We start from the raw sequence: 12,620 nt of genomic DNA on the forward strand, positions 1-12,620 counted from the left end.
TATTATAAACGATTTCCGAAAAAAAAACAAGCCAAAATTCACAGGAAGTCCATTCCTGCCGTTTTCGTTACACGCCGTCCGGATTTCGTTCCGGCGTTACATAAAGGGTCTTATAATGGACATAAATCACCATACCCGGCTTTGCACCGGAAGGCTTCGACACATTCCGCACCTGCGTATAGTCGACAGGCACCTGCGAAGAATCTTTCCCCCGGCTGTGCTGCGCGGCAATTTGCGCCGCCTCGCGGATTGCTGCATCAGAAGGCGTTTTTCCGCCGGTAACCAGAATGGTATGCGATCCCGGAATATTTTTGGTATGGAACCATATATCACAGCCGCGCGCAGTGCGCAGAGTCAGCTCATCATTTTCACGGTTGTTCCGTCCCACCAGAATCGGGAAGCCATCCGAAGAAGCATACTGGATCGGCTTTGCCTTTGCCGGTTTCTTTTCGCCGCCTCGTTTTTTCTCTTTCGGCGTGCGCAGATATCCTTCCCCGCGCAGCTCGTTTCGGATTTCATTCAAGTCTTCCTCTGTCGCCGCGCGGCTGAGTTCTTCAAAAACCGTGTCGATATACCGCAGCTCCTGTTCCGCCTGGGCGATCTGTTCCGTCAGCTTTTCTTCCGCTGTGCGCGCCTTGCGGTAATCCTTATAATACTTTTGCGCGTTCTGCGAAGCGGACAACGCCGGATTGAGCGGAATCCGCAAAATCGGCATACCCTCTTCGTAATAATTTTCCACCTCGGCAAATTGCGCACCTTTTTCAATCCGGTGCTGATTTGCGGTCAAAAGCTCTCCAAAAACGCGGGATTCTTCCCGATTGGCGCACTGCGCCAGTTCTGTCCGCTGATTCTGGATTTTCCGGTTGATCCGGTCGGAGGTATTGGACAGCAGCCGCAAAAGGTCCTGCGACCGCGCACGCATCCGGTCTATCCGGTCGCGTTCGCCAAAGAAGCGCTCCAAAAGCGCCGAAAAAGAGGGTTGCCGGCTCACGACCGCCGAAAGGCCGTATTGCTCTACATTGAGAAATGTAAAATCAAGCGGTTTCTGACCCGGAATTTCGATCAGATACGGAACGCCTTTTGTTTCCCGCACCGTTTCCGCAAGCCGACGCAAAAAGAAAAGCAGACGCCCCTGTTCTGTTTCTGTCATCTCCTGTGCCGTAAGAGATTTTCCGCGCCCTGCAAATTGCTCTGCCTCGCGGCAAACCACCGGAGACACGCCCTGCACAACCGAGAGCACCGCTTTGGAAACCGCCATATCCCGCGGAAGTGCACGCATCCGCTCGACCATCGCTTCCGGCTCTGTTTCCAGCAGACAAAGCTTTTCCTGTGCCGGCGGATACCGGTAAAGCAACCCCGGAAACACCAGGCGCTCCGAGGACATTTCCGCATCGACCCGCTTGAGCGCATCGATAATTTTTCCGTCCTCTCCGATTAAAATCAAATTGCTGTACCGGCCCATAATTTCTACGGCCATGGTCAGCTTCACGCGGTCTCCCAGCTCGTTGACCGCATCAAAATCGAGCAGCAGCACCCGCTCGAGTCCCGGCTGGCGAATGCCGCACAGCTTGGCGCCGCCGAGCCGTTTGCGCAGCAGCATACAGAGCATCGGCGGCTGTTTGGGGTTTTCAGGCGCCTGCTCAATCAAATTGATCCGCGGACTGTTCGCCCGAGTGGAAAGCAGCAGCTTCAAGCTGTCGCGAAAAGTGCGCATCACCAAAACCAGTTCTTCCCGGTTCGGCTGCTGCACTTTTTCCACCCGCGCGCCCAGCACGGTTTCTTCCAATTCTTTTTTTAAATGATGGAGAAACGCTCCGTCTAATGCCATAACTCCTCCAAGGTAAGCCGAAACACACATGCTGCCCGGCTTCTTCTATGAACATCCAATATTTATATCTTTCTTGCTATGAATAGGGATCTCGTTTTTAGCCAGTATACGCACCGTCTGTTCTGCAAAAGCGGAACAGCCCTCGATTTTTCCCGCACCAAACGATTTTGTTCGAATCAAAAGCACAAAAGCCAGCTTGAAACCCTTCTCTGCATATTTTCTGCCGTGCCGCACACACAGAACCACGCAAAAAATCGCCAGTTGGATCCGCACTTTCAATGCCAAAGTCAAAACAGCAAATAGCTTGCCGGATCCCGGTGTACTGTCGACTTTTGGAATGCGACCGAGGGAAATGCCGCCGCAAGCTTCTCGCAAAGCGGTTCTATCACGACATCCTCCGTCGCAAAATGTCCGGCATCCACAAGCGTGATTCCGGCCGCCTGTGCTTCCAGAAGCTGGTGGTGCCGGGTGTCCGCTGTCACAAACGCGTCGGCCCCGGCCGCCTGTGCGGCCGAAAGGAATTCCGCACCGCTGCCGCTGCACAATCCCACCGTACGAACCGGACGATGCCCCGGCACATAGCGCAGTCCGCCACAGCCAAGGCGCGTGCCAACCTGTTTGGCAAAATCCTGCGGCATGAGCGGTTCCGGCAATTCTCCCAAAAACCAGGGAGATGCGCCGCTTGCAGGATCCGAATCCATACCGTGAACATCCTGCAGTCCGATCCGGCCGGCAAGACAGGTGTTGACGCCCCACGCAGCCATATCCAGATTGGTGTGCGCACAAATGGCCGCAATTCCCGCGCCTGCAAGCCGATACACCGGAGATTCTGCCGAAAGCGTCCGCAGCGGCGTAAAAATCACCGGGTGGTGACTGACGACTAACTGCGCCCCGTCACGTGCAGCCTCTTCTGCTACTTCTGCTGTAATATCCAGTGCAAGCAGCACGCGCCGGACCGGAGCAGATCGGTCGCCGACCAGAAATCCGGCGTTGTCAAACCCCATCGCCGTCGAAAACGGTGCGATTTTGTCGATCCAGTCATAAATTGCACCTGCTGTCGTCATCCGTTTCTTCCCCTTTCATCCGCGCAGCAATCTGCGCTGCAAGTTTCTTTTGTTCTTCGGCCTCTGCATTTCGTCCGGCATGGGAAAGCCCTGCAATCCGTGCTTCCAATCGATGGAGACAGGTTTTCAGATATCCCCGATTCTCTGCAGCAGCGCCATCCAGCGCGCCGATATATGGATAAAGATCGCTCGTATCCACTGCAGCCGGATCATATTCCGCGCACAGTACCGTATAGTATTTCCCGCCTGCAGCAACCGCCTCTTCCCGGCGGACTGCAAACCCGTTCTCCCGCAGAAATCTGCGCAGCGCCTCCGGCGTGGTCATGGGCTGCAAAACCAGCCGTTTTCCGCCGGCTTTCAACCAAGGCGCTTTGGAAAGGATCTGCGCAATCAATTCGCCGCCCATTCCCGCAATGACAATATCTTCCGCTTCCTGCGGCTGTATGGCGGCAAGCCCGTCGGAAAGACGCGCTGTTACGATCGATTCCACGTGAAAGCGTGCAATCGTTCTTTTGGCCGATTCAAGCGGTCCTTCCCGCAGATCAGCGGCAATCGCGGCGGGAATTTCTCCCCGCACCGCCAAATAGACCGGAAGATATGCGTGATCCGTTCCGATATCTGCAAGCGGAACGCCACGCAGCATCGCCGCGCACTTTGCAAGCCGGCCATCCAGCTGAAACAGCCGCTTTTCGCTCGTGTTTTCCATACAAACTCCATCCAATCAGAAAAATCCCCCGCAACGCCTGCTGCGGGGGAACTTGTTTGCGCGCTTGCTTATTTATCCGCGATGTGGGCGTTGATCTTTTGAAGAAGTTCTTCTACATCAACCCCGTGTACCGCGCACGCCTGCTCCAGCGTTTCACCGCGCGACGCAGGGCATCCGAGGCAATGCATTCCCATATCCAGGAAAAACGGAGCCGTCGTCTCATCAATATTGAGAATCTCTCCAATGATGGTATCTTTGGTAATCTGTGCCACTTCGACATCCTCCTACATAATTTGAATTCTTGTCTCTATTATAATACCCCGTTTTCTGATTTGCAATACATTTTGCCAATACATTCACCGGCAGCAGCATGTTTTTTTCTCTTCAGCAACCGCCACTAGCTGCTGATTTTGCAGAGCGGCCGGGCTGATCAAAATTCGAAGCTTTCAAAATTGCCGCGCATGCACGTAAAGTTTACACCCTTTACGGTTTAATGCTGTATCCGGTAAACAATTCCTGCACCGGATCGTAATACAGCACGACCATGCCATTCGACCCGCTGACATTTTCTGAAACAGAAAACACCATCAGAATTTCTCCATCATAGGAAAAGCTGTAATAATCCTGGTAAATCAGGAATTCCGCAAGATAGTAGATCTCTATACCGTTTAGATCCGATATATCTGCTAAATATTGTGTCAGCAGATTCTCATTTGAGGTCTTTTCCAGATACAGTTTCCACGCAGTATTCGAGCCGCTGTAGCCGTCTTCATTTTCCATAGCCGCATCTTCTCCATCCGCATACTCCCAGGTGCTAAAGGTCTTGATGAACTCATCGTAAAGGGAAAGAGCTTCACGGTGCATGGCTTCCAATTTTTCACTGGCTTTCTGCATCTGCTCTTTGGAAACCGGGTCTCGGTTGACCGGAACCAGGTGAAGATAGCAAATCGGCAGATTTTCATTTCCCAAAAATATGGACGATGCGACATCGAGCCGGTATTCCGTACGGTTCCAAACTGCATTGCAGGTTTTGTCCTTCAAAAACACAAAATCGCCCGCCTGCGTCACTTCCATGGATTCAAACAGATCCTGCACACTTTCAAAAAAATGGAAACCCTCGATATTGGTTACAATCTGACCCGGCGATTCCGTTTCATTTCCGTCAGAAAAAATCTGGTACAAAAAGGTATCGAGTCTATAAGCATACTCCGTAAATCCCGGGCTGTCCGCTTCTATTCCGTATTCGATCCCATATTGCTTAAGTGTAAGCAAAGCATCCGGATCATAGTGATCCCACGGATAAATCGTCAGGGTTTCTCCTTCTTCCACATACAGAAGCTGGTTCGCCGCGCGTTTATCGCTGCGCACAATTTTGTCCTTTTCATTCGGAATCAGCATTTCCATTCCGTAGATACCGAAAAATCCGCCCGCAATAATAATAGCAGCCAGCAAAAACGGCAGTATCTGTTTCAAAAGTTTCATGCACAGTCCCCCAATCGAGCAGACGGCATCACAACTGCCACCGTTGTTCCCTTTCCCAGTTCACTGCGGATCATGAGTTCGGAATCGTGACGCTTTGTAATCTCTGCGCAAAGCGCAAGCCCCAGTCCGGCGCCGCCTGCCTTTCTGGAGCGCGATTTGTCTGCCATATAAAACGGTTCTGCCGCCTTTTTGACATCTTCCCCGCTCATACCGATTCCATCATCAGAAACCGTAATCCAAAGATGCTCCTGATACATGGCCGCTGCAAGCCGCACTTCCTGTCCGGGCGCAGAAGCCTTCGCCGCATTGTCAATTAAATTGTAAAGGAGAGATTTAAAAAGCTCCTTATCCACGAAGACCGTTTTCCGGCATGAATATACGGAGAAGCGGACCTGACGCCGCTCAAGCATCAGCGTCACAGAAGAACGGATTTCCGCGAACAGCTCTTCTATCGGAACCTTCTCAAATTCCAAATTGACACTGTCCGTTGTCGCAAGCTCCAATAGCTTCCCGGAAAGTCCGCGCAGACGTTTGGTTTCCTCCACGATAATCCCCGCATATTCCCGGCGTTCTTCGTCGCTGACCGTCCGCTTGACCCGCAAAAGGTCGGAAAAGCCCAGAATGGAAGTCAAAGGCGTCTTCATTTCGTGCGCAAGATTGTCAATAAACCGTTTGCGGCTGTCCGCAATTCCCTGGATACGAACCATATTTTCTTCGACGGCACAGGCCATCCGGTTGATATTGCCCGAAAGCTCCCGGAATTCCTGCCCGCCCTTTTCCGGCAGACGCAGACTGTAATCACCGCGTGCGATCTCGCGGATACCGCGGTTGATCCGGTTTAGCGGCGCAAGCAGCCGGAACACCACCAGAATCAGAATAAACCCGATCAGCGCGCCGAACAGGATTCCCGCGCGCTGCACAAATAGGAACTGATTGTCGCGCAGCGCAAAAATTTCCGTAATGTCTGAAATGGTGAACATATAGTACATCAGGCCCTCCATTTTCATCGAGGAACCTACCATAATGTATGAGCGGTCGTTTGCATCCGAAATCATCGAATAGCAACCGTCCCCATTTTTGACGGCTTCGATATAGTCTGTTTTTTCGGACAAAACCTGCGCGCGGTCGGACTGAATTTCCCCGCTGTCATCGTAAAATGCAAATCCCATTCGGGAATCAAGCGATTCTTCCACTGCGGCCGAGACAATTTTTCGCACCTCTTCCTCGTCCATCAAAAGCCGTCCCTGCCGCATACGTTCATATAAAACATTGTTGGCAATGCCCGCTGTCAGATATTCGTGCTCGGAAATCGCCTTATCCCGTTCCCGCTCTACCATCGTGCGGTAGCTCTGCGAAAGCACCGTAATCGCAGTGACATCGACCGCAATGATAATCAGCGCCAGAGAACACAAAAAGATTTTATGCCAAAGCTTCATAGCGGCCTCCCTGCCCGATTTCGTCAGACGCTTTCCAGACGGTATCCCAGTTTCGGAATCGTGATGAGCTTATTCTGAAGTCCCATTTTCCGGCGTACCTGCTGCACATGAATGTCTACCGTGCGGCTTTCGCCCTCAAACTCATATCCCCAGACCGATGCCAACAGGCGTTCCCGCGTCAGGGCAATGTCGACGTTCTGCATGAAGAACACCAAAACATCAAATTCCTTCGGCGTCAGTGAAATCTCCTGATTGCCTTTGCGCACGGTGTGCTGGTCAATATTAACGGTAATATCATTATAGGTCAGAACAGATCTGCCGCGGTTGGATCGCCGGAGCACAACTTCAATTCGCGCCAAAAGTTCTACCGCCTCAAACGGTTTTACGATATAATCCTCCGCACCGAGGCGCAATCCCTTGACCTTATCGGCAACATCCTGCAATGCCGTAAGAAAGATCACCGGGATTTCCCGATTGCGGATGTGCTGAATTACTTTAAACCCGTCCATTCCCGGCAGCATAACATCCAGAAGGATCAGGTCGTAATTCCGATCCCGCACCCGCTCGACCGCTTCCTTTCCGTCATCGCAAACTTCACAGGTATATCCGCCAATTGAAAGCGTCGCCTCAATCATTTTGGCAATGTTCGGATCGTCTTCCACAATCAAAATATTCGCCATGGTTCTCCCTCTCGCTTTTCCAAATTTATAAAAATTCCCGGTCGTTTGTCAGATCTCCGTTTCCGCTGATCGGAATCGTTTCACCCAAATAAGTCGGCTTCGGACGGAACAGGGCTTTTAAAAAATCTTTTGACTGTGCCAAAATCTCCCGCGCACTGTAGTAAGGCTGTCCGGAATACGCGCGCAAGTCAGAGGCCACGCCATACGCTTCCAGACCCATTCTCCGCGCAAGATACAGCGCCCGGTACAGATGATAGCGCTGCGTTACGATCACCACGCGCTTTGCGCCAAAAATCGCCTGCGCGCGGTAAATAGACTCATACGTAGAAAATCCGGCGTGATCCATAAATACGTCTTCTGAGCGGACGCCATGGTCCAGTGCAAATTGTTTCATCGCGTTTACTTCGTCATATTCCGCCGTCCCGTGATCACCGCTCATCAACAGCTTCGGCGCGGCGCCGTTTTGATAAAGTTCCACACCGCGGGAAAGACGGTCTTTCAGCATCGGGCTTAAAGAGCCGTCGGCATACACACCGGCTCCCAGGACCAGAATGCAGTCCGCGTCCAAGCCGGCCGCTTCTTCAGCGGATCGTATACGTCCGGACTCCACCGCATGCATGAAACCGCTGACTGCAAATGGAATTCCCGCCGAAAACAGCAACACACAACAGACCGCAAGCCAGCGTTTTTTTCGCCGGCATCTTCTGTTTGAGGATTTTTCTTGCATAAAAGACACCTGCCCTTTTTCTTTCCGCGGTGGCTGTCTCCATGATAGACAGAAATATTATAGCATATCCGGGCGCGTCTGTCTCATACCGGATTCTTAAAAATTCATGAATATGCAAGAAATTTCTCCTCCTCCCGTATAAATTCAAATTTTTTCTTGCAATTTTCAAGAATCCAGTATATAATAATACCATTCCACTTTTGCCGGTGTGATGGAATTGGCAGACGTAGTGGACTCAAAATCCACAACGCCGTTTCATACCACCTTGGCGTAAACCCTTGATTTTACAAGGCTTTTTGAAAACTGAAAATGGTTCTTGTTTTTAATGTCCCTCCACGATGTCCCTCCGATTTCTCGGGCAGGGCAACGGGAGATGACTTAAAATATGAGATGCCGGTGTGTTGGAATTGGCAGACGAGGCGGACTCAAAATCCGTTGGGCTAATAACCCGTGCGGGTTCGACCCCCGCCACCGGCACCACACCGAATGGCTCGCAAACCCTTGATATAGCTGGGTTTGCGGGCTTTTCTTTATGCTCTATATTCTTATGTATGTCCCTCGCTCATCAGCAAATTTGCCGTTTTCGGGCTGATTTTCGGAGGGACATTGGAGGGACATTGGAGGGGCATAGCACATTAAGCGGAGGGATATACGCCCAAAATCGCATTGGCAGACGCAACCTTTGAAGTGAAATTCAAGTGCGTGTAAATGTTTGAGGTGGTCGAAATGTCGCTGTGACCCAACCACTCCTGAATTTCTTTCAGGCTTACACCGTTTGCGTACAACAGGCTTGCACAGCTATGCCGCAGATCATGAAAGCGAATCTTCCGCATACCGTTCTTTTGCAGAATCAGCGGAAAATGCTGTGTGAGATATCCGGGCTTCACAAGTTCACCGATCTCGTTGACATAGATATAACCGGTGTATTTTTTGCAATAGGAACGCCCGCATAGTTTTTGATTCAACTCCTGCTGTGCTTTCAGACGGTGCAGCAATTCTTCAAACGGTGGGACAAGCGGCAGACTGCGGTAGCTGGATTTCGTCTTTGTCCGATCCTTTTGGATGATCTTGCTTTTGCCGTCTATGGTTGCCTGTGTAACCGTGTGACGAATGGTGATTGTTTTCTTTTTGAAATCAATCGCATCCCACTTTAAGCCGACTGCTTCACTTCGGCGCAGTCCGTAAAATGCACCGAGGATAACGCCAAGCTCTATGGGGTCGCCTTTGACGATTTCAAAAAGACGATTTAGCTCATCTTCTTCGTAAACGCTCCCGACGAACTTTTCTTTTTTCGGCCGTTCAATGCGATCCGCTGGGTTCGTATCAATCAAACCGAGTTTGAAAGCGTGCTGTAAGGCTTTACGGATATTGGCGTGGCGGTGTATGACCGTGTTTGCGGAAACCCCCCGCACCGTCAATTCGTAGGTGTAGTAATCTTGTATATGCTTTGGCGTGACCTCGCACAGAGCCAGACCGGGGTGGTGTTCCTCAAAGTACGGAATGATTTTGCTTTTTATCGTCATAGAATACGCTCCGTAAGTTGTTTCCTCCACATTCTTTTTTGTCATATCCAGCCAGTCGAGCAGAAATGCCGTAAAAAGAATTGTGCCTGCGGGGGCTTTGCCTGTGCTGCGTTCGATTGCTCTTGCCTCTAATTCGGCTTCTTTTGCGGCACGAGCTTCGGAAAGCATTTTTTCGGCACGCTTTTTGTTTCCCTTTACGGTTAGGCCCGTGGACTTCGACGGTGTGTGCCGTTTACCGTATTCGTCCACATAGTTCAGTACCATATGATAGTACCCGTTTTTTTCTCGCAGATGTCCTGCTACCATAATAAAACCTCCTTTGATTGGTACAGCGTAGATTCATCTGCCATTGACATTTATATTGTAGCAAAAAGAACCCCATAGGCCAAATGTGCAAACGAGGTTTTACGCAGTAGATTTATCTATCAATTCCAAGTATTCCAGAATGTTGAGCTTCGGGATTCGATAACGGCGGCCAACGATAAAACTCTTGATTTTGCCGGACTTCAAAAGCCGATAAGCGGTTTTGTCGCAGATACCGCCGAGCATTTCACACATTTGCTCGACATTGACTACATCGGGATAATCCGTGAATAACATTTTATAGGCTGTCTGTGATTCCATAGGTAGCCCCCTTAACGATTCTTCGGGATAATCTCGTAGTCATATCCTTTTCTCTGATTACAATAGGTGCAGGTGTCTTTCTCGGTCTGCTGCGGGTCAATCCTGCGTAAAGAATAAGCGCCCGTACCGTAGAAATTGTCGGCACAAGCGCTGCAAAGGCAAAGGATTAACTTTTTCGGCACACTCTCGATCAGACCGATACTGACTGCCAGAGCGTGATTGATACCGTGTATATGCTTTTCGGACAAGTGACCGATAAAGTTACCCAAGCGACGCTTATCCACGGTTCGCAGTTGTTCCAAAAGGACGATAGAGGGCAATTCCAAGCCGTTTTCGGCGTCGATGTAGTAATGGGTAGGTAGTTTCGGCTTTGCGTCCTTTTTGCTTGTAATAGAAGCGATAATTACCGTAGGACTGTGCTTGTTGCCGACATCGTTCTGAATGATAACGACGGGGCGATAACCCTCTTGTTCCGAGCCGATCCCGTGTCCTAAATCAGCGTAATACATATCGCCTCGTAAATATGTGTGATTCATAGTGTTATGACCTCCTTTGAAAATTTAGGCGGTTAGCCGCCTATGTAGAGGTCAAAGACAGAACAGAATTAAGGTCGGGAAGATATAAACATTCTCCGTTTCAATAGACCCGTCCTGCCGTTTGACCTTGTATAAAGAAACAATCCTATTTGTCCTCGACACCCCGGATTGCTGCGGGAAGTCATCAAACGGCTGTCGGCTTGTCAGCTCCACGGGAATCTCACCCCCGGCAGGTTCTCTGTCGGCTGCTCTCATTGCCTGCGACGGATCACGCACGAAAAACGCTTCAACGCTCGGACTGTGACTGAACAGGAGTATCATTGTCCCTATTGCTTGTCGTCGCCATATCGGGAGCCGCCCGATACTGATAGCCGACTGTTATTCGCTCTTTGCAGAAAATGAAAGCCAAAGACCTAAAAACATACAGGTGAAATCTCGTTGCTTTCTTTCCCGCAGATCGTGGCGCAGCCGCTAATGTGGCTTATGCTCATCACAATAGCAATAGGAATGTGTTTGATGAATGGGTATTCAGTTGTCAAAGGACACGCCCATTCACCGCATAAAAGAGGAAAACAGGCAGAGAGTTTTCGTACCTCTCCACCTGTTTCCTCACTTAATGATGATTGTTCAACCACCTATTCAAGAATTTTTTTCAATCTTTTTTCAGCCGCCGATATGGATTTCCCGATGGCCTGAAAGGTACAACCCTCCTTTTCAGCGATTTGTGCGTATGTAAGCCCCATAAAGTAATATAGTATGAGCCGCCGTCTCTGTACTTCGGGCAGTTGCTTAATAGCTCTGTGCAGGGCCTCATACCGTAAGTTCCGAAATACCGTTTCCTCCACCGATTCCGGGGGCATTGCCGCCCGACTGTATAGAGAAATCTCGGTAAGCTCTGAATGTTCATAATGCCTGTCCCATTCATTGAGAATAGAAAGGTCGTCCAATTCAAAGCGGTTTAGTACCTCGAATAACTCTTTTGTTATCTGTAATTCCCGTAACATACCTTGTCCGTCCTGAAAGGAAAGAAAATGCTTGTCCTCTTTTTCGGTAAGTGTGTAGGGATTATATTTGTCTTTTCTGCGTTTTGGACGCTTCTCGTCCATGGTCGTTTACCTCCGATCAATCTGAATTTTTTGAGATTCAGATTGATCGGGAGGGCTACGGCAACCGACACTATAAAAAGTCGAAATACCGCAAATTATAAAAACGCACCTACATAGCGACAAATTTCGCTGTGCAAGTGCGTTTGTTTCATTATATCCATGGCATATCAGTTCAGTACGTAAGCCGCAATGCCCCTTTGTAGGGCAAGTGCTTTTTTTGATGGAACACCTCTGATAATGCCTATGTCATAGACTCATATTCGCTGCTCATTACAAGCAGCGGAACGCCGAGTGTACTCCAGCGCATAAAAAAATCCCTCCAATCCAAAAAACTTGGATTTGGAGGGTATAGGCGTGTTGAATTGCCCCGACAAAACCTCGTTTTTTTATTTGGCGGGGTTGGTATTCTATATTGAGTTCAGTTAATTGCGAACTGTCCGTACATTTATAATTGAATTGCTGTGCCATTATAAAGATGGCATAAATCAGTATAATTATATATGGAGGTGGACTGTAAGTGCATAACCGACCTGAAATGTTGGGGTGTATCATCAAGGCTGCTCGTGAGAACGCCGGAATTACCATAGAAGCGTTGGCAAACAAAGTGGATATTACCGAGCGATACCTATACAGGATCGAGAACGAGGGCAAGAAACCAAGTTTTGATGTCCTACATAAGCTCGTCCGAGAATTGAACATTTCTGCGGATTCGATTTTCTACCCCGAAAAGCCGTCCAAAGATTCCGAGGTAGAAAATCTCCTCCGTATGCTTTCAGCTTGCGATGAACGGTCATTGGAAGTCGTCAAAGCAACTGCGAAAGCCTTAATCGATACTGCACCCGAAAAGTAGCCGCAAGGCTGCTTTTTTATGTGCAATACAATTCATATTGTGGTGTATAAAATCAAGC

Annotated in this window: 13 protein-coding genes and 1 tRNA gene; 2 read left to right on the plus strand and 12 right to left on the minus strand. The window is 49.7% G+C overall.

Going from position 1 to position 12,620, the window contains the following annotated elements:
• Nucleotides 1–67: 67 nt before the first annotated feature.
• From IAG03_RS06455 to IAG03_RS06490, 8 genes are all read right to left on the minus strand, one after another.
• Nucleotides 68–1,828 carry an Rqc2 family fibronectin-binding protein gene (locus IAG03_RS06455; RefSeq protein WP_249319233.1) on the minus strand — a complete coding sequence of 587 codons (1,761 nt, stop codon included), beginning with the start codon at nt 1,826–1,828 and terminating at the stop codon, nt 68–70.
• A gap of 287 nt (nt 1,829–2,115) precedes the next feature.
• Entirely contained in the window at nt 2,116–2,892 is a 777-nt protein-coding gene (locus IAG03_RS06460; protein WP_249319235.1) for a Nif3-like dinuclear metal center hexameric protein, read from the minus strand.
• The gene (locus IAG03_RS06465) at nt 2,867–3,598 is read right to left on the minus strand and encodes a class I SAM-dependent methyltransferase (RefSeq protein WP_249319237.1); all 732 of its coding nucleotides are present in this window, start codon (nt 3,596–3,598) and stop codon (nt 2,867–2,869) included. The genes IAG03_RS06460 and IAG03_RS06465 overlap by 26 nt, the downstream gene beginning before the upstream one ends.
• Before the next feature lie 68 nt (nt 3,599–3,666).
• Nucleotides 3,667–3,870, minus strand: coding sequence for a DUF1858 domain-containing protein (locus IAG03_RS06470; protein WP_249319239.1), 204 nt, complete (start codon nt 3,868–3,870; stop codon nt 3,667–3,669).
• A gap of 211 nt (nt 3,871–4,081) precedes the next feature.
• Nucleotides 4,082–5,080 (minus strand): hypothetical protein, encoded by a 999-nt coding sequence (locus IAG03_RS06475; RefSeq protein ID WP_249319241.1) that lies wholly within the window; start codon nt 5,078–5,080, stop codon nt 4,082–4,084.
• Complete coding sequence (locus IAG03_RS06480) at nt 5,077–6,516, minus strand: sensor histidine kinase (protein WP_249319243.1); 1,440 nt, start codon at nt 6,514–6,516, stop codon at nt 5,077–5,079. Before IAG03_RS06480 ends, IAG03_RS06475 begins: the two co-directional genes overlap by 4 nt.
• Before the next feature lie 23 nt (nt 6,517–6,539).
• Nucleotides 6,540–7,196, minus strand: coding sequence for a response regulator transcription factor (locus tag IAG03_RS06485; protein WP_249319245.1), 657 nt, complete (start codon nt 7,194–7,196; stop codon nt 6,540–6,542).
• A 25-nt stretch (nt 7,197–7,221) separates the two neighbouring features.
• Nucleotides 7,222–7,764 (minus strand): SanA/YdcF family protein, encoded by a 543-nt coding sequence (locus IAG03_RS06490; RefSeq protein WP_346726110.1) that lies wholly within the window; start codon nt 7,762–7,764, stop codon nt 7,222–7,224.
• 551 nt (nt 7,765–8,315) lie between these two features.
• Here IAG03_RS06490 and IAG03_RS06495 point away from each other — a divergent pair.
• Nucleotides 8,316–8,403, plus strand: a tRNA-Leu gene (locus tag IAG03_RS06495).
• Between the two features lie 155 nt (nt 8,404–8,558).
• Here IAG03_RS06495 and IAG03_RS06500 read toward each other — a convergent pair.
• From IAG03_RS06500 to IAG03_RS06515, 4 genes are all read right to left on the minus strand, one after another.
• Entirely contained in the window at nt 8,559–9,752 is a 1,194-nt protein-coding gene (locus tag IAG03_RS06500) for a tyrosine-type recombinase/integrase (protein ID WP_249319249.1), read from the minus strand.
• A gap of 99 nt (nt 9,753–9,851) precedes the next feature.
• Entirely contained in the window at nt 9,852–10,070 is a 219-nt protein-coding gene (locus IAG03_RS06505) for a helix-turn-helix domain-containing protein (protein WP_015523979.1), read from the minus strand.
• A gap of 11 nt (nt 10,071–10,081) precedes the next feature.
• Nucleotides 10,082–10,606, minus strand: coding sequence for a type II toxin-antitoxin system PemK/MazF family toxin (locus IAG03_RS06510; protein ID WP_015523978.1), 525 nt, complete (start codon nt 10,604–10,606; stop codon nt 10,082–10,084).
• 635 nt (nt 10,607–11,241) lie between these two features.
• Nucleotides 11,242–11,712 carry a sigma factor-like helix-turn-helix DNA-binding protein gene (locus IAG03_RS06515; protein WP_015523977.1) on the minus strand — a complete coding sequence of 157 codons (471 nt, stop codon included), beginning with the start codon at nt 11,710–11,712 and terminating at the stop codon, nt 11,242–11,244.
• 517 nt (nt 11,713–12,229) lie between these two features.
• Here IAG03_RS06515 and IAG03_RS06520 point away from each other — a divergent pair.
• Nucleotides 12,230–12,562, plus strand: a complete 333-nt coding sequence (locus IAG03_RS06520; protein WP_249319251.1) for a helix-turn-helix transcriptional regulator — start codon at nt 12,230–12,232, stop codon at nt 12,560–12,562.
• Nucleotides 12,563–12,620: the final 58 nt, after the last annotated feature.

Source organism: Yeguia hominis, from assembly GCF_014384705.1.
Lineage (GTDB): Bacteria > Bacillota > Clostridia > Oscillospirales > Acutalibacteraceae > Yeguia > Yeguia hominis.

Coding starts and splice junctions, on each gene's coding strand:
- IAG03_RS06485 (WP_249319245.1), bottom strand. CDS start 7,196: ATGGCGAATATTTTGATTGTGGAAGACGATCCGAACATTGCCAAAATG.
- IAG03_RS06475 (WP_249319241.1), bottom strand. CDS start 5,080: ATGAAACTTTTGAAACAGATACTGCCGTTTTTGCTGGCTGCTATTATT.
- IAG03_RS06505 (WP_015523979.1), bottom strand. CDS start 10,070: ATGGAATCACAGACAGCCTATAAAATGTTATTCACGGATTATCCCGAT.
- IAG03_RS06460 (WP_249319235.1), bottom strand. CDS start 2,892: ATGACGACAGCAGGTGCAATTTATGACTGGATCGACAAAATCGCACCG.
- IAG03_RS06465 (WP_249319237.1), bottom strand. CDS start 3,598: ATGGAAAACACGAGCGAAAAGCGGCTGTTTCAGCTGGATGGCCGGCTT.
- IAG03_RS06515 (WP_015523977.1), bottom strand. CDS start 11,712: ATGGACGAGAAGCGTCCAAAACGCAGAAAAGACAAATATAATCCCTAC.
- IAG03_RS06455 (WP_249319233.1), bottom strand. CDS start 1,828: ATGGCATTAGACGGAGCGTTTCTCCATCATTTAAAAAAAGAATTGGAA.
- IAG03_RS06500 (WP_249319249.1), bottom strand. CDS start 9,752: ATGGTAGCAGGACATCTGCGAGAAAAAAACGGGTACTATCATATGGTA.
- IAG03_RS06480 (WP_249319243.1), bottom strand. CDS start 6,516: ATGAAGCTTTGGCATAAAATCTTTTTGTGTTCTCTGGCGCTGATTATC.
- IAG03_RS06510 (WP_015523978.1), bottom strand. CDS start 10,606: ATGAATCACACATATTTACGAGGCGATATGTATTACGCTGATTTAGGA.